19 protein-coding genes are annotated in these 23988 nt (G+C 36.4%); 11 read left to right on the top strand and 8 right to left on the bottom strand.

Going from position 1 to position 23988, the window contains the following annotated elements; genetic code table 11:
- Position 1 precedes the first annotated feature (1 nt).
- Both QF042_RS12975 and QF042_RS12970 read left to right on the top strand, forming a co-directional pair.
- On the top strand, positions 2 to 1249 hold the full coding sequence (locus QF042_RS12975) for a serine hydrolase (protein WP_307528984.1): 1248 nt from the start codon (positions 2 to 4) through the stop codon (positions 1247 to 1249).
- 106 nt (positions 1250 to 1355) lie between these two features.
- Positions 1356 to 2759, top strand: coding sequence for a sigma-54 dependent transcriptional regulator (locus QF042_RS12970; RefSeq protein ID WP_307528981.1), 1404 nt, complete (start codon positions 1356 to 1358; stop codon positions 2757 to 2759).
- 188 nt (positions 2760 to 2947) lie between these two features.
- Here the strand turns inward: QF042_RS12970 and QF042_RS12965 are convergent, their stop codons facing one another.
- The 7 genes from QF042_RS12965 to QF042_RS12935 all read right to left on the bottom strand — a co-directional run bounded on the left by QF042_RS12965 (position 2948) and on the right by QF042_RS12935 (position 10440).
- Positions 2948 to 4498: a chloride channel protein gene (locus QF042_RS12965; protein WP_307528979.1), complete on the bottom strand. Its 1551-nt coding sequence runs from the start codon at positions 4496 to 4498 to the stop codon at positions 2948 to 2950.
- A 49-nt stretch (positions 4499 to 4547) separates the two neighbouring features.
- Positions 4548 to 4739 (bottom strand): hypothetical protein, encoded by a 192-nt coding sequence (locus QF042_RS12960; RefSeq protein WP_307528977.1) that lies wholly within the window; start codon positions 4737 to 4739, stop codon positions 4548 to 4550.
- Between the two features lie 75 nt (positions 4740 to 4814).
- The gene (locus tag QF042_RS12955; RefSeq protein WP_307528975.1) at positions 4815 to 5537 is read right to left on the bottom strand and encodes an RluA family pseudouridine synthase; all 723 of its coding nucleotides are present in this window, start codon (positions 5535 to 5537) and stop codon (positions 4815 to 4817) included.
- Positions 5538 to 5770: 233 nt separating this feature from the next.
- On the bottom strand, positions 5771 to 6460 hold the full coding sequence (locus QF042_RS12950; RefSeq protein ID WP_029274338.1) for a response regulator transcription factor: 690 nt from the start codon (positions 6458 to 6460) through the stop codon (positions 5771 to 5773).
- Positions 6461 to 6563: 103 nt separating this feature from the next.
- The gene (locus QF042_RS12945) at positions 6564 to 7676 is read right to left on the bottom strand and encodes a TlpA disulfide reductase family protein (protein WP_307528970.1); all 1113 of its coding nucleotides are present in this window, start codon (positions 7674 to 7676) and stop codon (positions 6564 to 6566) included.
- Positions 7676 to 9139 carry an Asp-tRNA(Asn)/Glu-tRNA(Gln) amidotransferase subunit GatB gene (gene gatB / locus QF042_RS12940; RefSeq protein WP_307528968.1) on the bottom strand — a complete coding sequence of 488 codons (1464 nt, stop codon included), beginning with the start codon at positions 9137 to 9139 and terminating at the stop codon, positions 7676 to 7678. The genes QF042_RS12945 and gatB overlap by 1 nt, the downstream gene beginning before the upstream one ends.
- 113 nt (positions 9140 to 9252) lie before the next feature.
- A complete protein-coding gene (locus tag QF042_RS12935) occupies positions 9253 to 10440 on the bottom strand; it encodes an ATP-binding protein (RefSeq protein WP_307528966.1) in 1188 nt (395 codons plus the stop codon).
- Between the two features lie 318 nt (positions 10441 to 10758).
- Between QF042_RS12935 and QF042_RS12930 the strand changes: the two genes are divergently transcribed.
- From QF042_RS12930 to QF042_RS12920, 3 genes are all read left to right on the top strand, one after another.
- On the top strand, positions 10759 to 11358 hold the full coding sequence (locus QF042_RS12930) for a hypothetical protein (protein WP_307528963.1): 600 nt from the start codon (positions 10759 to 10761) through the stop codon (positions 11356 to 11358).
- A gap of 110 nt (positions 11359 to 11468) precedes the next feature.
- A complete protein-coding gene (locus tag QF042_RS12925; RefSeq protein WP_307528962.1) occupies positions 11469 to 11990 on the top strand; it encodes a hypothetical protein in 522 nt (173 codons plus the stop codon).
- A 126-nt stretch (positions 11991 to 12116) separates the two neighbouring features.
- On the top strand, positions 12117 to 12620 hold the full coding sequence (locus QF042_RS12920; RefSeq protein ID WP_307528960.1) for a hypothetical protein: 504 nt from the start codon (positions 12117 to 12119) through the stop codon (positions 12618 to 12620).
- A 79-nt stretch (positions 12621 to 12699) separates the two neighbouring features.
- Here the strand turns inward: QF042_RS12920 and alaS are convergent, their stop codons facing one another.
- Positions 12700 to 15318, bottom strand: coding sequence for an alanine--tRNA ligase (gene alaS, locus QF042_RS12915; RefSeq protein WP_307528958.1), 2619 nt, complete (start codon positions 15316 to 15318; stop codon positions 12700 to 12702).
- Between the two features lie 116 nt (positions 15319 to 15434).
- On the opposite strand from alaS, the gene QF042_RS12910 reads away from it, so the two are divergent.
- The 6 genes from QF042_RS12910 (at position 15435) to QF042_RS12885 (ending at position 23962) form a co-directional block, all read left to right on the top strand.
- Positions 15435 to 15770, top strand: a complete 336-nt coding sequence (locus QF042_RS12910) for a MerR family transcriptional regulator (protein WP_029274329.1) — start codon at positions 15435 to 15437, stop codon at positions 15768 to 15770.
- Between the two features lie 153 nt (positions 15771 to 15923).
- A complete protein-coding gene (locus QF042_RS12905) occupies positions 15924 to 18155 on the top strand; it encodes a helix-hairpin-helix domain-containing protein (protein ID WP_307528953.1) in 2232 nt (743 codons plus the stop codon).
- Between the two features lie 2 nt (positions 18156 to 18157).
- Positions 18158 to 20245: a ComEC/Rec2 family competence protein gene (locus QF042_RS12900; protein ID WP_307528951.1), complete on the top strand. Its 2088-nt coding sequence runs from the start codon at positions 18158 to 18160 to the stop codon at positions 20243 to 20245.
- A gap of 1 nt (position 20246) precedes the next feature.
- Entirely contained in the window at positions 20247 to 21023 is a 777-nt protein-coding gene (locus QF042_RS12895; RefSeq protein WP_307528949.1) for an enoyl-CoA hydratase/isomerase family protein, read from the top strand.
- A 21-nt stretch (positions 21024 to 21044) separates the two neighbouring features.
- Positions 21045 to 21692: a DUF4412 domain-containing protein gene (locus tag QF042_RS12890; protein WP_307528947.1), complete on the top strand. Its 648-nt coding sequence runs from the start codon at positions 21045 to 21047 to the stop codon at positions 21690 to 21692.
- Positions 21693 to 21790: 98 nt separating this feature from the next.
- Entirely contained in the window at positions 21791 to 23962 is a 2172-nt protein-coding gene (locus QF042_RS12885) for a S9 family peptidase (RefSeq protein WP_307528946.1), read from the top strand.
- Positions 23963 to 23988: the final 26 nt, after the last annotated feature.

Here is a 23988-nt window from a genome sequence, read left to right as displayed (position 1 = left end):
CATGAAAAGGATTTTAATTATTGCATTTTCGTTAATCGGCATATCTGCTATGGCACAAAAAACCGATACTGTTTTTCTGAAGAAAATGATGGAAAGCAAACCCGAACTTTTTTCTTCGGTGCTCCATCATCCACATAAAAACGAAATACAAATTCTATATACCCAGGTTAACCGTGATGTAAAGAATAGACCTGCTTTTAAAACGTTTAGCTATAATTTAGATCCGCACCATTATTTTTATCCCGCCAGTACGGTTAAACTTGCTGCGGTGATTTTTGCCCTGGAAAAGGTAAACCGGTTAAAAAACACTGGTTTAACAGCCAAAAGCACCATGATTACTGATAGCGCCTATAAAGGACAAACCAAAGTTTTAAAAGATACAAGTGCTAAAAACGGGCTTCCATCAATAGAACATTATGTTAAAAAGATTTTGCTTACCAGCGATAACGATGCTTTTAACCGTTTATTCGAATTTATTAGCCGGGCAGAAATTAATGAAAAACTGAAAGCAAACGGATTAAACGATAGCCGTATTTTAAACCGCCTGGCCATTGGCGATGCCGGCGAATCTGCCAAACATACCAATCCCATTAAGTTTTATAATGGAGATCATTTGGTGTATGATCAAGCAGCGCAGTACGATCCAAAAGAATATGAATTGAAATTGACGAATCTGGTAATGGGCACCGGATATATGGATAGTACAAACAAGTTAGTAAACAAGCCTTTCAGCTTAGCAGGCAAAAATGCCTTCGCCATTAACGACCAACAAAAGCTCATGCAGAAATTAATTTTTCCTGAGGCTTTCCCAGTGAAAGAACAGTTTAATCTTACACCAGAAGATTATAAGCTTATTTACACTTATATGAGTAAATACCCTACTGAAAGCGATTTTCCCAAATACGATCCAAAAGAATTTTGGACAACCTACGCAAAGATGCTGTATTATGGAAGAGAACAGGTAACACCAGATCCAAATATTAGAATCTTTAATAAATATGGCGATAGCTATGGCTACATCATCGATAATTCTTATTTCGTTGATTTTAAAAATGGAATTGAATATTTCTTAACGGCGGTAGTACAGAGCAACGAGGATGGCATATTTAACGATAATAAGTACGAATACGAAACGGTTTGTTTTCCTTTTATGAAAAACCTGGGACGTGCCATTTATGAGCTCGAATTAAAAAGAGCTAAAAAGCAAAAGCCCGATTTACGTAAGTTCAAACTGGATTATGTTTATTAAAACCTTTCGCATCTTTTAAGGTTTATAGCGGATAAATTGTATAAAAAACTATACATTAACTAAAAAATAATATATTCGCATTTCAAAACTAAAGAATACATCTCTAATGGCTAAATTATTAATAATTGACGATGAGCGTGCGATAAGGAGTACTTTACGCGAAATTCTGGAGTACGAAAATTACGATGTTGAAGATATCGATAACGGTATTGATGGCCTCGAAATGATCAAAAAAGGAAATTTCGATCTGGTACTTTGCGATATCAAGATGAATAAGATGGATGGTATGGAAGTGCTCGAACAGGCACAGCTCATTAAACCCGATTTGCCATTCATTATGATATCCGGTCATGGAACAGTTGAAACTGCCATTGAAGCCAGTAAAAAAGGAGCTTTCGATTTTATTTCGAAACCACCTGATTTAAACCGTTTATTAATCACGGTCCGTAATGGTTTAGACCGTGGAAATTTAGTTACCGAAACCAAGGTTTTAAAACGTAAGGCAAGTAAAACCCGTGAAATTCTAGGCGAATCGGAAAGCATTTCTAAAATTAAGGAAACCATTGAGCGTGTTGCGCCTACCGAGGCCCGCGTATTAATTACTGGTGCAAATGGTAGTGGTAAAGAATTGGTAGCCCGTTGGTTACATGAGAAATCGAATCGGGCAGATAGTCCTTTAATTGAAGTAAACTGTGCGGCTATTCCATCCGAACTAATAGAAAGTGAATTGTTTGGTCACGAGAAAGGTTCTTTTACCTCTGCTGTTAAACAACGTATCGGTAAGTTTGAACTGGCTAATGGCGGAACTTTATTTTTGGATGAGATTGGTGATATGAGCCTCTCTGCCCAGGCAAAAGTTTTACGTGCTTTGCAGGAGCATAAAATTTCGCGTGTGGGTGGCGAAAAGGAAATTGAAGTAAATGTTCGCGTTTTAGCAGCAACCAATAAAGATTTATTGAAAGAAATCGAAGATGGTAACTTCCGTATGGATTTGTACCACCGCTTAAACGTAATCAATATCCATGTTCCACATTTAACAGAGCGTATTGATGATATTCCTGTTATTGCGCAAAACTTTTTAGAAAATATTTGTAGCGACTATGGAATGCCTGTGAAGAAAATAAACGAAGCAGGTATGGCTGCTTTAAAGGCCTTACCGTGGACAGGTAACGTACGTGAATTACATAACATGATTGAGCGTTTGATTATTTTGAGCGACAAGGTTATTACCGAAAATGATGTGCGCGCTTTTGCCAATCCTGGTGGTGGTACAAACATTGGTGCCGCAACCAGTGCACAGATTGCGGGTGCTGGCGGTTCGAGTCTGGCTTTTTCTTTCGATTCTTTTAATAATTTTCAGGATTATAAAGATCACGCAGAACGTGAATTCATCAAATTCAAATTGGAGAAAAACAACTGGAATGTATCAAAAACAGCTGATGAAATTGATATCCAAAGAAGTCACTTATATAGTAAAATTGAGAAGTTTGGATTAAAGAGAGCTGAGTAAGGTGAAAAGTTTTAAGGTTGGAATGTTTTAAAGTTGGAAGGTTTTCCGCTCAACATTCCAACTTTTAGAGATTCCAATAGATAAATCGTCATGTCGACTGAAGCGCAGCGGAATGGAGATATCTATTAATAATATCTATGAAAGATTTCTCCACTACGGTCGAAATGACGTTCCCGTAGGATTTAGGGTTACCCCATATAATCATTCTGTCTCATCAGCAATGCCCTGTATTTATTAAAAATCGCCGTTTTAGAAACGAAGCCTAGATATTGATTTTGCGCAGTTAACACCGGTAAAATCCATACATTATCCTGCTCCATTTTCTCTAATACCATTTTCAGATCATCATTTTCAGTAATGGCATTTGGTGCAGGTTGTACCAAATAAGAAGCTTGCAAATTTTCCTTATCAGGATGATTAATCATTTCGTTAAAAAGCTCTTCTATGTAAATTATGCCTTTAAAATCGCCCATTTCATCCGTAACAGCACATATATTTTTACGCGATTGCAAAATTTCATTCATCTTAACCGAAATATGATCATTCATGTTTAATCGAGGATAGGTTTTCTCAATCAGGTATTTCAGCTTCATCTGGTTTAAAACAGTCGTATCTTTATCATCATGCGATAACAGTTCGCCTTTATCAGCCAATGCTTTTGTATAGATAGAATGTTTTTGAGCACTGCGGTTAATCGCATAAGAAATGGCAGTGGTAATCATCAGCGGCACCATTAAGACATATCCGCCCGTAATTTCGGCAATTAGAAAGATACCAGTTAAAGGTGCGTGCATAATTGAGCCTAAGGCTGCGGCCATTCCTGCTACAATAAAATTGGATACATTTAGTTGAGCAATACCAGATAGATTGACCACATAAGCAAAGATAAATCCAATTAAACCGCCCATAATTAAACTGGGCGCAAATGTTCCGCCATTACCACCTGCACCCAGGGTTACCAGGGTAGCTATCGACTTCATAAAAATGGTTACCACCGTGAATAGGATAACCAAAGCAGGGATAGTATTATAATCTGAAAAAATACTATTATTGATCACCGCCTTATAGTCACCTTTTAGCAATTCTTTTATGGTAATATATCCTTCGCCATACAACGTCGGGAATAGAAAAACCAAAACACCAAGCATTAAACCTCCTGCAATAACCTTGGTGTACGGATGTTTTATTTTATAGAATAAGCCTTTTACGGCATAGTTGGCTTTTGTAAAATAAATAGAAAACAAGCCTATAAAGCAAGCTAATATTACATAGTAGAATAAGGCGTTAACCTTCCATCCTTCTGTAACTAAAAAGAAAAGTTGTTGTGTGTAAAATAATCGTGCTACTACTGCTGCGGTTGCCGCTGATAATAAGAGCGGGATAAATGCAGGAATGGTAAACTCAGGTAATAAAATTTCGATAGCGAAAACAATACCCGCCACAGGACTATTAAATGCTCCTGCAATACCCGCTGCTGCACCACAAGCCACCAACATGGTAATTTCACGATAAGACAAACCCAGTAAACGGCCAAGATTTGAGCCTATTGCCGATCCGCTGGTAACAATTGGTGCCTCTAAACCTGTTGATCCACCGAAACCAACAGTAACTGCTGCAGTTATAACCTGCGAATAAATATTATGTGCTTCTACCTTGCTCGATTTTTTTGAAATGGCATAAAGCAATGGGGTTAAGCCCGTTTCGAACTTCGTTCTCCGGATAAAGTATCTAATGTACAAAACCGTTAGAAAAATACCGATCATTGGAAAAATGAAATACAAGTAGTATTTATATTTCCAGTGCCAGTCTGATTGAAAGAAATTCTTCGATATGATGGGTTAAACTTTTTAAAACGGCTGCTGCAAGTCCTGCTAAAATTCCAACAATTACAGCAAGGATAACTAAGAAATTACGGTTTGATATTTTAGATTTTCGGTATTGATTAACCGCATCAAGGTAATTTACAAATCTGATGTACATTCTATTATTTTTAATAGAGGGCGAATAGTCCAAAAGTAACAAAAACAACGAAACGAGCCAATTTAAAGGGCCGTTTTACGCATCAAATTTATCCAATAGCTTAATTAAGGTTGCAAAATCTTTTGGATAAGGTGCATCGATCACAATATCTTGGTCATCTAATCCTTTAAAAACCAAATGCCTGGCGTGTAATGCGAAACGTTTCATAATGGGTTGCTCCTCCTCGCCTTTGGTTAATTTATAACCTCTCTTAATTGACGAAAGAAAAACAGGTTTGCCTTTGTACATATCATCGCCAACAATGGCTGCTCTTTGCGTAGCCAGGTGAATACGGATTTGGTGCATACGGCCAGTTATTGGCTTGCACTCTACCAAAGTGTAATGTTTGTAGTATTTTAACGAATCGAAAATAGTTTCCGCTCTTTTACCTTCTGCCCTATCAATGGTTACATTTTTATTGCCATCGTTTAAGATCGGAAGATCAACCGTTAACTGGTCGAAAATGACGTGCCCATCTACTACCGCATGATAGGTTTTATTCACCTTTCTTCTTTCGAACTGCATAGAAGCGTGGCGATAAGCTTCGGGGTTTTTGGCGATAATTAAAGCACCAGAAGTTTCTTTATCCAAACGGTGACAAACCTGTGCATCATCGCTATACTGTTTAGCCAGACGTAACACATTGGTTTCTCCAGATCCACCACGTTCATCGAGCGAGGCTAAAAATGGAGGTTTATTGATAACAATAAAATCGTTGTCTTCGAAAAGAATAAGGTCTTTAAAATTTGGAAACTTCAAACTGCGCTGTAATTAATGAAGCGCAAAAATACGATTTTATTTTTTTAAGGCGGGCGTCACCCTGAATTTATTTCAGGGACTCAATCAAGGAAGATGCTGAAATGAATTCAGCATGACGAATTTTTACGAGTATCGTCCTCCTGAACTTGTTTCAGGATCTAATTGAAGATTTTAAGTATAGAAAAACCGCCCCGATATTGATCAGAGCGGCTAATACCTATAACTTTTATAATTTAAGAAAGTTCAAACTTATAACCTACCCCTTTTACGGTTGATACATAAGTTTCACCTAGTTTTTCTCTTAGTTTACGAATGTGAACATCGATGGTTCTATTGGTTACTACTACCGAATCTTCCCAGATATTTTTAAGGATCGACTCGCGGGTATAAACTTTTCCTGGTTTTGAAGCCAGTAAGTATAAAAGCTCAAATTCTTTTTTCGCCAGTACTACCTTGTTGCCACCTTGAAAAACTAAATAAGCCTCACGATCGATTACTAAATCGCCAATTTCTAATTTATTTTCTGATACTTCTTCCGTTCCTGTATTTCGTCTTAAAATAGCATTAATGCGGCTAACTAAAGCACGTGGTTTAATCGGTTTTGCTATATAATCATCAGCGCCGACATTAAAACCTGCGATTTCTGAATACTCTTCACTTCTGGCGGTTAAGAAAACCATAAATGTATTCTTAAATTCAGGTATTGCACGCATTAAACGGCAAGCCTCAATTCCATCCATCTTAGGCATCATAATATCTAGAATAATCAAATCTGGATGCACCTTTTTCGCAACAGTAATTCCTTCCTGGCCATTGGTAGCAGTAAAAACCTGATAACCCTCTTTTTTAAGATTATATTCAATCAGCTCCAGGATATCTGGTTCATCATCAACAATTAATATTTTCTGACCTGCGTTGTTCATAGTTAAATATTTGTTACGAAAGTAGTGTCTATGATGCAATATTTAGTTAAGCCTAAGTTAAGAAATTGTTAATTACTTAAATTAGTTTAACATGGAATTTGTTTTAACGTAACGTCTTAGCTAAAAATGCCTCCAGTTCGTCGCCACGCAAGTTTTTAGCCACTATTTTTCCAGCCGGATCAACCAGGTAAGAAGTTGGGATTGCTTGCACCTGATATTTTTTTACCGTTACACCGTTAAAATCTTTTAATTCCGAAACGTGTGTCCAGGTTAATCCATCCGCTTTCACTGCACCTAACCATGCAGCCTTATCGGTATCTAACGAAACGCCAATGATATCAAAGTTCTTATTTTTATATTTATTATACACCTTAACTACGTTCGGATTCTCCTGACGGCAAGGCTGGCACCATGATGCCCAAAAATCGATGAGTACGTATTTACCTTTATAGTCTGATAAACTTACAGGTTTGTCATCAGCGGTATTAATGGTAAATGCTGGTGCGATCTGCCCCACCTGAACCGCTTTTAAAAGCGCCATCTGTTTTACAAAAGTATCAACAGTAGCATTGCCTTTAATTTCTTCTTTAACTTCACCAGCAAATTTTACCAGTTCAGCTTCGAATTCCTGCGGACTTAAAGTATTCATAGCATAGAAACTGGCAAGCGTTCCTTTATTATCTTTAGCAAATTTTATAATTTGTGTATTTAATTGGTTGATATAAGATTCATACTGGGGTTTCATCGATTCTAGCACGGCTGCCCTGTTTTGAGGTTGTGTTGCCACTTTTGCTTCGAAATCGGCCTGTAGTTTTTCTACCTGCCTGGCAAAATTGTTTCTAATGGTATTGAGTTCTGATAATTTTTCTACTTCATTTGCACCCGAAATTTTGTAAGCCATTGTTTTGTCGGCCAAATCAGCTTCCAATTTAATGTCGTCGCCATTTTTTGCAATTAACATAAATTCATGGTTACCTACCGATACCCTAAAGAAATCAACCGATGGCGTTTTACGAATGAATTTAAATTCGCCTTTTTCTGATAAATTAGTTGAATCGATTGCCACCATATTGCTATTTTGCATACCGTATAAAAATACTTTCTTCTCTGTTCCAGGATTTTGAAAAGTTCCGTCAATGGTAAAGCTATCTTTGGGTTTACATGCGGTGAAGGCAATCGCGATCAATATGATCAGGCTCAATTGTTTTAGTCTCATTATTTCAGTTTTTCAAGTATTAATTCATTTAATTTTTTAGCATCGGCTTTTCCTTTGGCTAGTTTCATTACATCGCCAACAAACAAACCTAAAACGCCTTTTTTGCCTTTCTTGTACGCTTCTACCTGTTGTGGGTATTTATTTAACACTTCATCAATAAAGCTACTTAATTCGTCTCCATTTTCAGAGATCAGCAAGTTTAATGATTGTGCCAAATCAATAACTTTTGCATTTTCGTCTAGTTCAACAGCTGGCAATAATTGTTGAATAGCAATTTGTTGTGTGATTTTTTTATCGTCAACCAGGTTTATAGCTTCGGCCAGTTGTGCAGGATTCACTTTAAAATCAGTTATTGGAATCCCTTTTTCATTTAAAACAGCTCTGATTGGACCAATTAACCAATTTATTAAGCTTTTTTTGTTGTGAACAGCTGATTGAGCGGAATTAAAATAGTTTAACAGGTCTAAATCTTCTGCAAAAAGTGCCGCATCAGCCTTGCTGATTCCAAATTCTGAAACCATTTGTTTTGATATTTCATTAGGAAGTGCGGGCATTAAAGATTTAATTTCGGCCAACCAAGTGTCAGAAATGTGAATGGGTTGTAAATCAGGATCTGAAAAATAACGGTAATCATTAGCCTCTTCTTTGGTACGCATAGGTGAAGTAGTACCTTTATCGGCATCAAAATTTAATGTGCTCTGAATAATCTTTCCTCCGTTACTAATCACTTCTACCTGGCGGCCAAATTCGAAATCCATTGCTCTACGTACGTTACGCATTGAGTTTAGGTTTTTTACTTCGCAGCGTGTTCCAAATTCGGTAGTACCAAATGGACGGATAGAAATATTGGCATCGCAACGCAAACTCCCCTCTTCCATATTGCCATCACTCACATTTAAATGTCTAACCAGCTTTCTGATTTCACTTAATAAAACAGAAGCTTCTTCCGAACTGCGGATATCGGGTTCGGTCACAATCTCGATTAATGGTACACCTGCACGGTTTAAATCAACTAACGAATAGTTGTCGTCCTGATCATGGATGCTTTTTCCAGCGTCTTCTTCCAGGTGGATCCGGTTGATCCCGATCTTCTTCGTAGAACCATCAGCCAATTGAAGTTCCAAAAAACCATTTACACAAATTGGTTGGTTATCTTGCGTAATCTGGTATCCTTTTGGCAAGTCGGCATAGAAATAGTTTTTCCGGTCGAAATGATTGATCTGGTTAATGGTACAGTTTAAAGCTAAACCAATACGGATAGCTTTTGCTACTACCTCTTTGTTTAACTTAGGTAAGGCCCCGGGCAATGCCAACGAAACCGTAGATATATTTTGATTAGGTAAAGCCCCGAAAGACGCACTATCAGCAGAAAATATTTTTGTGTTTGTATTTAACTGAACGTGGATTTCTAGTCCTGAAACGAGTTCGAAAGCAGTTTGGGGGCTTATTTCTTGTAAAGGCATTTAAAGCTTCGTGTTGGTATAAGTTTTATTAACCACAGATTTTACAGTTCAATACAGATTTAATCTATGGTTAAATATTAATGTGTCAAATATAGTTATTATTTAGTCTTTCGTTAAAAAAGGCTTGATGGAGAAATTTTTAGAAATTCTTGCCAGGGTAATCCTCCGGCTCCTACTAAAAGCATTTTATCTGGCTTATACATTTTGTTAAAAGCATCCATCCCGGAAGTGCCTGTAACCAAGCCTGTACTTTTAACTTCAATACCGATTACTTTACCGCGTTTTTCTAAAACAAAATCAACTTCATCGTTTCTATGTCTCCAATAAAATACTTTGTAACCTTCAACAAATGAAGAATTTAACAAGTGTGCTCCTATTGATGATTCTACCATTCTCCCCCATTCTGCTGGTTGTTTTTTTATTTCTTCAAAGAACTCGTTTCTTTGAGCACTTACCAAAGCATTATTATGCACCTGAAATTTTGGACTCGATGAACGCTTACGGATTACATCAGCCGCAAATTTCTCAATGCCTCCAAGTAAACCTGCTGTATCTAATAATTGCAGATAATGAGACAATGTTGTGGTATTACCTGCGTCAGAAAGCTGACCCAATATTTTAGTGAAAGATAAGATCTGCCCTGAATACACACAACCTAGTTCGAACAAACGTTTCATTAAAGCCGGTTTATCAACACGGGTAAGCATTAAAATGTCTTTTGAAATACTGGTTTCTATCAAAGCATTTGAAACATAATTTTTCCATCGCTCTTCATCGTTGATTAGACCTGCAGAGCCAGGATAGCCACCAAACCAAACATATTGTTCGGCAGTAAAACCAAAAGCACTTTCCATTTCGGTAAAGCTCCAATGCCCTAAATAAGTTAACTCAAACCTTCCTGCCAATGATTCGGTTAAGCCTTGCTGAATTAATAGCCTTGATGAACCCAGTAAAATTACCTTCAGGTTTAGCCCATTTCTCATGTCATCATCCCATAAACGTTTCACAATTTCACTCCAGTTATCAATTTTCTGAATCTCATCAATCACAAGAATATATTCATTAACACCGGGTTCTTTTAATAGTTCTCTGGTATTAAGCCATATTAGCTCTATCCAGGTTCGATCAGATGCCGCAACAGCATCTGCAGACTCGAATATATAAGGTATAGCAATTTCCTTGACCAATTGGCTGATCAATGTGGTTTTACCAATTTGTCTTGGTCCAACAAGTACCTGAATAAACTGTTTTGGCTCATTCATTACCTTTGTAAGTTTCTGTAAATAAGATCTTTGGAACATTTTTTACAATTTACTCAATGTATTGAGTAAAAATACTCAATATGCTTAGCAATTCAAAATGATTAACAAAATTCAACAATATTTAAAAATAATAACAGCTGCATTATCGATTTTTATATAAAAAATTATTTGACAAATAACTGTAATTGAGCTGATTACATGTGTTTTTACAATTTACTCAATAAGCTGAGTAAAATTACTCAATAACACATACAATCGTTAAAGAATGTTAAATGGAATAACGTTCATTAAACCAGAGTCTGTTTGATTTGTCTATCTCAGCAAACACACACAAGAAACCTTTAAATTAAAAATGTTATGAAAAAGTTAATTTTATTTGCTGCAGTTCTGATGATTTCATTATTCAGCATCAACAATGCCAAAGCACAGGTTAGCTTAAACATCAATATTGGCTCGCAGCCAGTTTGGGGGCCAACAGGATACAACCACGTAGATTATTATTATTTCCCCGACATTGATGCCTATTATTACGTGCCCACTGGTCAATATATCTATTCGAATGGAGGACGTTGGGTTTCAGTAAACAGCTTGCCTGCTCAATACAGGAACTTTGATTTGTACCATGCCTATAAAGTGGTGATCAATGAGCCAAAGCCATATTTGAGGAACAATATCTATGTAACCAAATACAGTAAATATAAAAACTACAGTGGTCGCCAAACGATTATAAGAGATAGTCGCGATAGTAAATATTATGTAGTAAAGGGCCATCCAAACTACAATCAAAGACCTACTAGAAATGTAACTGTAATTAGTAACAACAACCGCTCTAGCCGTGTAGTACAAAGAAATGTAACTAGGCCTTCCCAAAATAATGGTCGTCTACAAGCTAACAATGGTCATGATAATCATTCAGAGAGAAATAATGGACAAAGACGGGGTGACGACCGCCACTAACATCAATATTTAGTTGTAAATAAGGGAGTTTCGAAAGAGGCTCCTTTTTTATTTGATGATTTCTGGCACGTGTTTGGTAATGAATAATAAACACACAAATTAAATTAATTATGAAAAGATTATTTTTAGTTGCTGTAGTTATGATGGTTTCATTTCTCAGCATCCCCGCGAAAGCACAATTAAATGTAAATGTTAATATCGGATCGCAGCCGCTTTGGGGACCAACAGGTTATGACCATGTAGATTATTATTATCTACCTGATGTAGAAAGTTATTATTATGTTCCACAAAAGCAGTTTGTTTACTTAAATGGAAACGATTGGACTTTTGCAAACTCTTTACCTGCCAGATATGGTAATTACAATTTATACAATGGTTATAAAGTTGTAATCAATTCGCCTAAGCCCTATTTAAATTTCAAGAATGATAAAGTAAAATATGCAAAATACAAAGGTAACAAAGGACAATTTGTAATTAGGGATAGCCGTGACAGTAAATATTATGTTGTAAAGGGACATCCTCATGGCATGCCCCCAGGACAGGCTAAAAAGATTTATGGAAAAGGAAATAATGGAAAAGACCACGGAAACGACAAGGGAAAAGGCCATGGAAATGGCAAAGAAAAACACTAATATTTAATTTTATTGGCTGATTTATAAAGAGCTTCGAAAGAAGCTCTTTTTTTTATATATCTGTTACAATAGAAGTTTTGGCACAGCGTTTGAATTATTGAAATACACACAAATAAATGGATTATTATGAAAAAGTTATTTATCATCTCCGCGATTTTAGGTATCGTGGCTTTAACATCTAATCAATCTAACGCTCAGGTAAATATTAACGTAAATATTGGTGCTCAACCTACCTGGGTTCCGGCTGGTTATCAAAGCGTTGATTACTATTACCTTCCAGAAGTTCAATCTTACTATTACGTTCCACAAAGACAGTTTGTTTATTTAAGCGGAAACAGGTGGACAAGATCGAGATATTTACCTGCAAGATATAGAGGTTACGATCTGCATCACGGAAGAAAAGTGGTAGTTTATGGAAATAGCCCATATCGTAATTATAATACCCACAGAGTAAATTATTCACGTCATAATAATTACTATCGCTCATCTTATGGTGGTGGAAACCGGGTACGTTATAGCTCGCCAAGAAACAATTACAGATCTTACCGCGGAGATAATAGATATCATGATAGAAGTGTAAATTCAAGTTTATTCTCTAGAGGACATAGAGAAAAACATGGAAGGCATTAAAATATAAAAAAGAGGCTTTAGGGCCTCTTTTTATTGGTATCTCGTCATGCTGAATTTAGTTCAGCATCTTTTAATTATATTAGTGATGAGGAATAAAACTTTCAGCTTTTTCCAACACAACTTTTAATCCTGATGGGTTTTTACCACCTGCCGTAGCATAAAAAGGTTGTCCACCTCCACCACCTTGAATCTCTTTACCCAATTCGCGCACAATATTTGAAGCATTTAATCCTTTTTTAACCAGGTGATCGGAAAGCATGACGGTTATTCCTGGTTTACCATCAATTTCTGTAGTAAAAACCAGAAACAGGTTATCAACCATATCTTTCAAAGAGAAAGCCAGATTTTTAACGGCCTCGGCACTTTGCAGATCGATGTGTTTAGCAATCAGGTTAATGCCATTAATTCCCCTTACATGATGTACGATTTCATGTTTTAAGGTGTTTACACGTTCTATTGTCGATTTTTCGATTTCCTTTTTAAGTTTTGCATTTTCATCCAGTAAAGCCTGAACAGCTGCCGATAAATCTTTGCTTCCGTTTAGTAATGCTTTTAAATGTCCTAGTTCTTTTCTCTGGTCTAAGAAATACTGTTCTGCTTTATCTGCAGTAATGGCTTCGATCCGGCGAACACCCGCGGCAACAGCACTTTCAGAAACAATTTTGAATGAACCGATCTGCCCGGTAGCTTTTACGTGCGTACCACCACAAAGTTCCTTGGAGAAATGATCGTCAAAAGTAATCATGCGAACAAAATCGCCATATTTTTCGCCAAACAATGCTGTTACGCCACTTTCAATAGCATCTTGATAGGGAACATTACGTTGTTCCTTTAACTTAATGTTCTGTCTGATTTTCTGGTTTACAATTACTTCAATCTGTGCTAATTCTTCATCGGTTACTTTAGCGAAGTGAGAAAAATCAAAACGCAGGTAATCTGCATTAACCAGCGAACCTTTCTGGTTAACATGTTTACCTAAAACCTGTTTAAGGGCTGCATGTAGTAAGTGTGTTGCTGAGTGGTTATCTTCAGTTAAAATACGTTTATCTTCATCTACAACAGCCCAAAATTTACCCTCTAAATTATCAGGTAAAATATCAGTAAAATGAACGGTTAAGCCATTTTCTTTTTTAGTATCGGTAATATCTACCCAAAACTGGCGGCTATGATCTTCTAAACGTCCGGTATCTCCTACCTGACCACCACTTTCAGCATAAAAAGGTGTTTGACGCAGCACAATTTGATACTGCTCTTTACCTTTGGCTTTAACTTTACGGTATTTTAATATCTCGGTTTCAATTTCTAAATCATCGTAGCCTACAAATTCGCTCTGCTCTTCGGTATTTACCACAATCCAATCGCTTGTGTCTATTGCTGTTGCGGCACGACTATCGTCTTTTTGTTTTTTCAAGGCCTGCTCGTAGCCAAGCAGATCAACGCTCCAGCCTTTTTCTCTAGCCATTAATTCTGTTAAATCGATCGGAAAACCAAAGGTGTCTGATAATTCGAAGGCAAAAGCCCCTTCAACCACATCATTGGTGGCCTGGTATTTTTCGAAACGCTGAATTCCTGTTGATAAAGTCCTTAAGAAAGAAATTTCTTCTTCCAGTACCACTTTCTGAACAAAATCCTGTTGTGAAATCAGCTCATCAAATACCCCTTTAAATTGCTCAGCCAATAAAGGAACCAATTGATTTAGGAAAGGCTCTTTAAAGTTTAAGAAAGTATAAGCATAACGTACGGCCCGACGTAAAATCCTGCGGATTACATAACCCGCTTTATTATTAGAAGGTAACTGACCATCGGCAATAACGAAAGAAATGGCACGGATGTGATCGGCCATTACGCGCATGGCAATATCGGTTTTCTCATCAGTACCGTATTTAATACCAGATTTTTCTGCAATAAACTGAATCATCGGTTGGAAAACATCGGTATCGTAGTTAGAAGTTTTTTCCTGTAAAACACGTACCAAACGCTCAAAACCCATTCCGGTATCAACGTGTTTAGCGGGTAAACTTTGTAATGAACCATTTTTTAAACGGTTAAACTGCATAAATACATTATTCCAGATTTCGATAACCTGAGGATGATCGGCATTTACCAGGGTAGCACCGTCAACAGCAGCTTTTTCTTCGTCGGTACGACAATCTACGTGAATTTCAGAACACGGGCCGCACGGCCCGGTGTCGCCCATTTCCCAGAAATTATCTTTTTTATTTCCAGGTAAAATATGGCTTTCATCAACATATTGTTTCCAAAGGTCGTAAGCTTCCTGATCTTTTTCCAGACCTTCTTTCTCGTCACCTTCGAAATAGGTAACATATAATTTTTCTTTCGGAATTTTGTAAACTTCGGTCAATAATTCCCAACTCCATGCAATGGCTTCTTTTTTGAAATAATCGCCGAAACTCCAATTACCTAACATTTCGAACATGGTATGGTGGTAGGTATCAATACCCACTTCTTCCAGGTCGTTATGCTTACCCGAAACGCGTAAACAACGCTGGGTATCAGCAACACGAGTATATTTTATGGCCGCCTCCCCTAAAAACAAATCTTTAAATTGGTTCATACCCGCATTGGTAAACATTAAAGTGGGGTCGTTTTTAACCACAATCGGTGCGGAAGGAACAACATGATGTTGTTTCGATTCAAAAAAACTAAGGAATGCCTGTCTAATCTCTTTTGCTGTCATTTCAATATTATTGGAGGGAACAAAATTAAAATTTTATTGCGTTAATAAGGAAAAATCGAGCTACATTTGAATACTTTAATTAATCGATATAAGACACTCATAATCAAGCACAAAATATGCCGTATAAAGAAAGAGACATTAATAAAATGTATTATACCATGGGCGAAGTGACTGAAATGTTTAATGTTAACGCATCGCAGATCCGTTTTTACGAGAAAGAATTCGATATCCTGCAGCCCAAAAAAAATAAAAAAGGCAACCGTCTTTTCACACCAGAAGACATTGAAAACCTAAAAATCATTTTTAATCTGGTTGACGAAAAAGGTTTTACACTAAAAGGTGCTAAAGACTATTTGAAGAATAATAAAACAGGTGTTAGAGAGAATCAAAAGATTATAGATTCGTTAGAAAAACTGAAAGGTTTTTTAGTAAATCTGGCCGAAGAACTGTAAGCATTTTATTTCATTTATATTATCAATTTTCATTGCATTACTTTTAGGTAATTAAAAAAATACATTTTTTGTAGTTTTTTAATTATTTATCTATATTAGTATCACCAAAACAACAATCACCCTATTTTTTATTAACCGGTTTAACCCCTGCTTATGAAAATATGGTATGCATTGTTGCTTGTCTTTTTCCCCTATTCTTTTTTTCCCAAAAACCATTTGGGTGTCCGTTTATCTGCATCAGATAGTAATTGGTTGCTGCAAGCAAATCCTTTTCGAAATACACTGTTCTGTAGCCGGGAAATGGTAACCTCATGGGTTGTCGACCTTTATAATAAATTTCTAACTGGAGGTGGCTATGCGTTTAAGATCTTAATTGTTGCATTTGTAATGATTGGATTCATGGCAAATGCTCAAACCAACACACAGGAAACAGATATAAGTGATATTTTGGAGAGCATGGCTGAAAACCTCCCCGATGATTACGATATGACCGAGTTGATTGATGTATTAGAAAAATATCGTAAACATCCAATCAATCTGAATCGCACTTCAGTTGAAGAATTAAAGACTTTGGTTTTCCTGTCACCCTTACAGATTGGTAATTTCTTTGTACATATAAAGGAAAATGGTCAGCTTGCAGATGTGCTGGAATTACAAAGCATTGATGGTTTTGACATTAAAACTGTCCAAACCCTGCTTCCATTTGTAACGTTGACTAATATCGCTGAATATCAGCAGCTCAGTTTTAAAAACATTGTGCATGCTGGTGAAAATGATTTGATGATGCGCTTCGCGCAGACCTTACAAAAACAAAAAGGTTATACCGATTTACCCGGGAACCGGTATTTAGGCTCACCAGAAAGATTTCAGATGCGTTACCGATATCAATATAGCTCAATTCTATCGGCAGCCATAACTTTAGATAAGGATGCCGGAGAAAAATTTATCAGCAAGCCTTTTGATTTTTATTCAGGGAATATCGCACTATTCAAATTGGGTAAGTTAAAAAAATTGGTAGTTGGCGATTATACGCTACAGTTTGGACAGGGCTTAACCTTATGGTCGGGTTTTTCTTTTGGTAAAGGTCCTGATGTAACCAGCGTAGCTAAAAAAGATTTAGGTTTAAGGCCTTATAATTCTACTAACGAATATTCCTTTTTTAGAGGAGGCGCTGCAACGATTAATTTATTAAAAAATATAGACATTACTCCTTTTGTTTCGTTCCGCAATCTTGATGCCAGCCAAAAATTAGATTCGGAAGGAAATTTAGTCCAGGCAACGATTAATCAAACAGGGTTGCATAGAACGCCTACTGAAATTAAGAATAAAGGTGTTTTGGCACAAAGCGTGTTCGGCACTACAGTTCAATATGCCAAAAACGAATTTGCTGTTGGTGCAATTGCTTATCATACTAATTATAAGAATCGTTTTATTACGCAAACTGCAGCTTACGATCGGTATAGTTTCACAGGCAAATCGTTAACCAATTTGGGTTTATTTTATAATTATACGTATAAAAACATGTACCTCTATGGCGAAGCCGCTAAAGGTTTAGGTGGTGGCTTTGCCTATATTAATGGGGTACTCATTAGTTTGTCGCCAACAGTTTCTGCAGCTTTAACCTATCGCGATTATGCTAAAGATTATCACAGTTTTTTTAATCAAGCCGTATCCGAATCGAGCGAAGCGGTAAATGAAAAAGGATTGTATGCAGGTTTAAATGTTAACCCAAATAAACATTGGGCCTTTTCTTTCTACGGCGATTATTTTCGGTTCCCCTGGTTAAAATACCGGGTTGATGAGCCCTCAAAAGGTTACGAAGTTTTAGCTCAGGCCGTTTATATACCCAGCAAAACCTTTAAGATTTTAGTTCGATTTAAAACCGAACATAAACAACAAAATACCGATTTGGATGTTCCTGTAAATTTTTTAGACTATGTAAAAAGAGAGGGTTACCGGACAGAGGCAAACTGGCAATTGAATAATAATTGGCGCTTCCAAAACCGGTTAGAGATTTCTCAATATAAAAAAGGAAGTGCCAATAGGGAATTTGGTTATCTCGTTTATCAGGATGTAGATTATTCCCCGATGTTCGCTAAGCTAACAGGGAATGTAAGATTTGCCTATTTCAATACCCCGAGTTATAACAGTAGAATTTACGCCTATGAAGATGATGTTTTATACAGTTTTGCCTTCGGGATGTATAATGGGAAAGGTTTTAGGACTTATCTCAACCTGAAATATAATGTGGTGAAGAAACTAAATGTTTGGGTTCGATATGGCTTGTTTGTGTACAAGGATGTAGAAACTGTAGGTACTTATCTGGACGAAATTAAGGGCAATAAAAAATCAGAAGTTAAAATTCAGGTGCGCTATCAATTTTAATCATGTTTAAGGCTGAATATATTTTTGTCAGGATCCTGTTTCCTTTTATTTCAGGCATCTGTATTTTTTATTTCTTTCCTGCTTTAGTATATATTCAATGGTTGACCTTAACCCTGCTTGTAATTTTACTGAGCATTTTATTTCTAAATATCACCTATAAAAGATTTTATATATATCGTTACAAAGGTGCTATTGGTATTTTAATTTATATACTGTTTTTTAGTCTTGGCGGTTTGTTTTGCCTGCTCAATAACGAAAGTTTAAACCAAAATTATTTTGCAAAAACGGGGTGCAACTATTTAAAAGTTTGGGTAGAAAATGAACCTCAGCAAAGTAGCAGCATCGTGCGTTTTAAAGCAAAGATAGTATCTGGATATCAAAAAGATAAACAGATCAGCTTATCGGGCCAGCTGCTTCTTACCGTTAAATTAGATGGCTTAAAACCCATCAAACTAAAGTATGGCGATGAATTGATGATCTCGGTTAAATATACAGAAGTAGAGCCTCCATATAATCCTGCCGAATTTGATTTTAAAGCCTGGCTGGCTAGTCAAAATATTTATCATCAGGCATTTATAAATCAGGATCATATCGTTAGTACCAAAAATAGCGTTGGAAATCCAGTTATAAAGATGGCCTTAAACTTAAGAGAAAAGCAGGTAGCAAGATACCGGAGCTTGATTAAAAATGATGAAGCTTTTGCTGTGGCCTCTACTCTTATTTTAGGTTACCGTGCCGATTTAAGTAAAGAAACTTTATCGGCGTATTCCAAAACCGGAACCATCCATGCTTTATCGGTATCAGGAGCGCATGTAGCTATTATTTATGTCGTTTTAGATTTTCTGTTCTTCTTTTTGAACAAGAATCGGGCATTAAGGATTGTAAAACTGTTGTTTATCTGTACGTTGATTTGGGGATATGCTTTATTAACCGGATTATCTCCTTCTGTCGTTCGTTCGGCTATAATGATCAGCATTTTAATTACGGCCAAAGTTTTATCGAAGAAAACCAACAGTTATAATGTTTTGGCCTTTTCAGCATTTTGTCAGCTGGTTTACAATCCATTTTTAATCTGGGATGTTGGGTTTCAGCTCTCCTATCTGGCCGTATTTGGACTAATTTATCTTCAGCCTAAAATTTATAACCTCCTTTATACTGAACATCATTGGCTAGACAAGTTATGGAGTTTCACTGCTATGTCTTTAGCCGCACAAGTGGTCACCTTTCCATTAAGCATTTATTATTTTCATCAATTCCCACTCTACTTCCTTTTTGCGAATCTTTTCATCACCATTCCATTAATACTCATGATGTATTTAGGGATTTTGGTATTAATCCCATCATTCGGGTTTCTGGCTCCGGTTTTCGAATGGATAATAAATTTTACAAATGCTGTATTAAAGTGGATTGCCAATTTGCCATATGCTAGCTTTTCGTCGATATGGATTAATTTGCCTGAATTTGTATTATTGAGCTTGTCGCTAGGTTTATTCATTTATGCCTTGACGAAATTTAACAAACGATTTTTGTTCTCTTCTTTACTGCTATTTGTTTGTTATCAACTTTTAGTTGTGTACGATGATCTAAAGAACTTCCATCAAAGGAAAATCATTTTCTTTTCACTAAGAAAAAACTATGCGGCAGCTTTTATTCATGGGAAAGAAGCTGTTTTGGTTTCAGATTTAAATAGTAAAGATAAAAACTATAACTTTTCTATTGAACCGGCATTAACCCAATTACAGTTAAACAAGATATATGTTATTAATTTTAAGAAAGACACCGTTTTAGGGGAGTTTGTATTAAGGAACAACCAAATCGCCTTTTTTCAGTATAGGATACTCTTAATTGATGAAAACCTAAATGATAAAAAGATGAACGGAAAGGCTACTTTTTCAAGTATCTGGTTAAGTGGAAATACTAAATTTAATTTATCCAAAATGGACGTTGATATAAAATATAAAACTGCAATAATCGATGCCACTAATAAAGATTATAAAATTCAGATCTTAAAGAAGTATATGGAGAATATTGATACAGATGTACATATTTTAAAGAAAAATAAAGCATATTTGGTACAACTAACCCAATAACATGGAAAATCTGGTTTTATATCAGGTTGCTGAAAGAATAGCAACAATAACTATCAATAGGCCCGAAAAAAGAAATGCGTTAAACCCTCAACTTATCGCTGAATTAACTGCTGCATTTATAAAAGCATCAGAAGACGACCAGGTAAAAGTGGTCATATTGAATGCAAATGGCGATGCTTTTAGTGCTGGTGCCGATTTAGCCTATCTTCAACAATTACAGTACAATACATTTGAAGAAAATGTGGCTGATTCTAATCATTTAAAAACGCTCTTTACAACTATCTATTATTTACCAAAAGTGGTTATTGCACAGGTAGAAGGTCATGCCATTGCCGGTGGCTGCGGTTTGGCAACTGTATGTGATATCGTTTTTGCTACCCCTGAAAGTAATTTTGGCTATACCGAAGTAAAAATTGGTTTTGTACCTGCTATTGTTTCTTGTTTTTTAAAACAAAAGGTAAGCGAATCCATCGCTAAGGAAATTTTACTGACTGGAAAAACCTTTTCTGCGGAGCAGGCATTGAAATATAATTTGATAAACTTTGTAACAAATTCATCCGACATTCATCAAAAAGTAAGAGAATTTGCGTTAAGTTTGTGCACAGAGAGTTCGGGTAATTCATTAATGATTACCAAACAGCTGATTACGCAAACTGTTAATCCACATTTAGAAAAGAGTTTGGAAACTGCAGTTCAGATTAATGCCCGGGTAAGAGAAAGTGAAGATTTTAAAAAAGGGATTTCTTCATTTCTGAAAAAAGAAAAAATTAATTGGTAAATAACTAAAACTGAAATAAACATGTTCAAATCAATCAAAACCAGTGTTGTAGCTTTAATCTTAGTAAGTACTGCTATAATTGCCCATGCACAAAAGAAAATTGCTGAAGGTACTTTGGTATTTGCCGTAACGGCTAATGGTACAACAACCGACATTAAAACTAAATTTAATGGTAGCTTAACCAAAATAGAAATTGAAAATGGCCCTGCCATGGTTAACATCATTTCAAATACGGCAGATAAAACCGGATTATTATTAATTGATGTTCCGGTAGCTCAAAAACAGTTTGCAGTAAAGGTGAGCAAAACAGAAACAGAAGCACAAGAAGCTTTATTGCCAAAATATTCTGATTACAAAGCCACTGGCGAAAAACAGACAATTGCTGGATTTAATGCTGAAAAATATACCTACAAAGATGACAAAGGTGGAGCGCATGAATTATGGGCAACTAAAGATGTTGATATTGCTGCAATTACCAATGGTGGTTTCTTTAAAGGCTTAGGTGCACTTCCTGTAAAATATTCGGCAGTAATTAACGGCGTAAATTCAGACCTGGTTCTAAAATCTCTTTCTGAAGCCAAAGTTGGTGTCATTAACACTGAAATTCCTACGGGTTACGAAGTAGTAACTATGGACGAATTGAAAGCCATGCAAGGTGGTGGTGAATAATTAACCAATTCCAGATAATTTACAGCTTTTTAACTGCAGGCTTTTTATTTAAATTAGCCCAAAAGTTGAAAAGCTTTTTTTATGTCCAAAAACTATATATGATTAAAAGATTATTATTAAGATTATCAATTGCTTGCATAGCATTATGCGCGCTAATTGATGCAAAAGCTCAAAATATCAATTGGGCAAAAGACGGTAACTCCTATTATGAGGTTACCAGAAATGGGGAAATTATTTCTATTACACTACCTAAAAACGACCGGAAAACCATTATATCAAGAGCATTATTAACGCCAGCTGGAAAAAATGATGCTATTCCGGTAAGAAGTTTCCAGTTATCAGATGATGGTTCGAAAGCACTAATCTACACCAATAGTAAAAAAGTTTGGCGTTACGATACACGTGGAGATTATTGGTTGGCAGATTTAACTTCCAATAAGATCACTCAAATTGGAAAAGATAGACCGGCTTCATCTTTAATGTTTGCTAAATTATCGCCAGATGGCAGCAAGGTTGCTTATGTAAGCAAACACAACTTATATGTAGAAAATATTGATGGAACTGGAGCAAAGGCCTTAACCACAGATGGTACAGACCGGATGATTAACGGTACTTTCGATTGGGTTTATGAGGAAGAATTTGATTGTCGTGATGGTTTTAGATGGAGTCCGGATGGCAAATCTATTGCTTATTGGCAGCTGGATGCGACGAAGATCAAAAATTTCTTAATGATCAATAATACAGATTCTATTTATCCGTATACTATTCCTGTAGAATATCCAAAGGTGGGCGAAAATCCTTCCGCTTGTAAAGTTGGTGTGGTTGATATCGCAACAGCCAAAACAAACTGGTTAAATGTTCCCGGAGATCATATTCAGCACTACATTCCGCGTATGCAGTGGGTACCTAACAGTAATGATATTATTTTACAACAGCTAAACCGCGAGCAAAACGAAAGTATAGTATTCGTTTGTAATGCGAGTACAGGATCGGCAAAAGCTGTTTATACCGAAAAAGCTAAAGCCTGGATTGATGCACAGGATGAGTGGAAATGGCTAAATGACAATAAAGAGTTTACCATTGTATCTGATAAGGATGGCTGGAACCACCTGTATAGGATCAGTTTGGATGGAAAAAAAGAAACATTGGTTACCAAAGGCAACTATGATGTGATTGATGTAAAATTGATCGACGTAAAAAATAACATGGTTTATTTTCTGGCATCACCAACAAATGCTACTCAGAAGTATCTTTTTAAAACCAAGTTAGATGGCAAAGGTAAATTAGAACAGGTTACGCCTTCTGTTTTACCAGGAACACACAATTACGATATTTCACCTAATGCTGCTTTTACCCGCCATTCGTATAACAGTTCGCTTGTTGAGCCAATTACAGAGTGGATGAACTTTACTACAGGGAATCCATTTACCATGGACGGGAGCATTACTACGCAATTAGCTAAACAAGCAGCAACTAAAAACAAAGTTGAGTTTTTTAAAGTAACTACTGAAGATGGAATTGAAATGGACGGTTGGATGAAAAAGCCTGATAACTTTAATCCAGATAAGAAATACCCTGTGGTGTTTTATGTTTATGGTGAGCCTGCTTCAGCTACTGCATTAGATACTTATGGTGCAGGGAGAAACCGTTTATATGCCGGCGATATGGCTAAAGATGGTTATATCTATATTTCAATGGATAATAGAGGTGCACCCCTTCCAAAAGGAAGCGCATGGCGTAAAAGTATTTATAAAAATATTGGTGTGATTAATATCCGCGATCAAGCTATGGCCGCTAAAAAATTATTGGCTACCCATACTTATATGGATAAAGACCGCGTAGCTGTTTGGGGCTGGAGCGGAGGCGGTTCTTCTACGTTAAACTTGATGTTCCAATATCCTGAAATTTATAAAACAGGTATTGCAATTGCAGCGGTTGGTAATCAATTAACCTACGATAATGTTTATCAGGAACGTTATATGGGCACGCCTTTTCCAAGTAAAGAGGCATATATTAAAGGCTCTCCAATTACTTACGCTAAAAACTTAAAAGGTAATTTATTGTACATTCATGGTACAGGCGACGATAATGTGCATTACCAAAATGCCGAAATGCTGATTAACGAGTTAATCAAAAACGAAAAGGTTTTTCAATTAATGAGTTATCCAAACCGCACCCACAGTATCTCTGAGGGTGAAGGAACTGGCAAACATTTATCGTTAACTTATACTAAGTTTTTAAAAGAAAACTGCCCTCCGGGAGCAAGATAGAAAAAATTTAAAAGCAGCTTTCGGGC

It is taken from the genome of Pedobacter sp. W3I1 (assembly GCF_030816015.1).
Taxonomy (GTDB): Bacteria; Bacteroidota; Bacteroidia; order Sphingobacteriales; family Sphingobacteriaceae; genus Pedobacter.
This window is presented reverse-complemented; position numbering and strand designations above follow the sequence as displayed.

Coding starts and splice junctions, on each gene's coding strand:
- QF042_RS12945 (WP_307528970.1), bottom strand. CDS start 7,676: ATGAGACTAAAACAATTGAGCCTGATCATATTGATCGCGATTGCCTTC.
- QF042_RS12925 (WP_307528962.1), top strand. CDS start 11,469: ATGAAAAGATTATTTTTAGTTGCTGTAGTTATGATGGTTTCATTTCTC.
- QF042_RS12920 (WP_307528960.1), top strand. CDS start 12,117: ATGAAAAAGTTATTTATCATCTCCGCGATTTTAGGTATCGTGGCTTTA.
- QF042_RS12975 (WP_307528984.1), top strand. CDS start 2: ATGAAAAGGATTTTAATTATTGCATTTTCGTTAATCGGCATATCTGCT.
- QF042_RS12935 (WP_307528966.1), bottom strand. CDS start 10,440: ATGTTCCAAAGATCTTATTTACAGAAACTTACAAAGGTAATGAATGAG.
- QF042_RS12910 (WP_029274329.1), top strand. CDS start 15,435: ATGCCGTATAAAGAAAGAGACATTAATAAAATGTATTATACCATGGGC.
- QF042_RS12970 (WP_307528981.1), top strand. CDS start 1,356: ATGGCTAAATTATTAATAATTGACGATGAGCGTGCGATAAGGAGTACT.
- QF042_RS12930 (WP_307528963.1), top strand. CDS start 10,759: ATGAAAAAGTTAATTTTATTTGCTGCAGTTCTGATGATTTCATTATTC.
- gatB (WP_307528968.1), bottom strand. CDS start 9,139: ATGCCTTTACAAGAAATAAGCCCCCAAACTGCTTTCGAACTCGTTTCA.
- alaS (WP_307528958.1), bottom strand. CDS start 15,318: ATGACAGCAAAAGAGATTAGACAGGCATTCCTTAGTTTTTTTGAATCG.
- QF042_RS12885 (WP_307528946.1), top strand. CDS start 21,791: ATGATTAAAAGATTATTATTAAGATTATCAATTGCTTGCATAGCATTA.
- QF042_RS12890 (WP_307528947.1), top strand. CDS start 21,045: ATGTTCAAATCAATCAAAACCAGTGTTGTAGCTTTAATCTTAGTAAGT.
- QF042_RS12900 (WP_307528951.1), top strand. CDS start 18,158: ATGTTTAAGGCTGAATATATTTTTGTCAGGATCCTGTTTCCTTTTATT.
- QF042_RS12905 (WP_307528953.1), top strand. CDS start 15,924: ATGAAAATATGGTATGCATTGTTGCTTGTCTTTTTCCCCTATTCTTTT.
- QF042_RS12960 (WP_307528977.1), bottom strand. CDS start 4,739: ATGTACATCAGATTTGTAAATTACCTTGATGCGGTTAATCAATACCGA.
- QF042_RS12950 (WP_029274338.1), bottom strand. CDS start 6,460: ATGAACAACGCAGGTCAGAAAATATTAATTGTTGATGATGAACCAGAT.
- QF042_RS12895 (WP_307528949.1), top strand. CDS start 20,247: ATGGAAAATCTGGTTTTATATCAGGTTGCTGAAAGAATAGCAACAATA.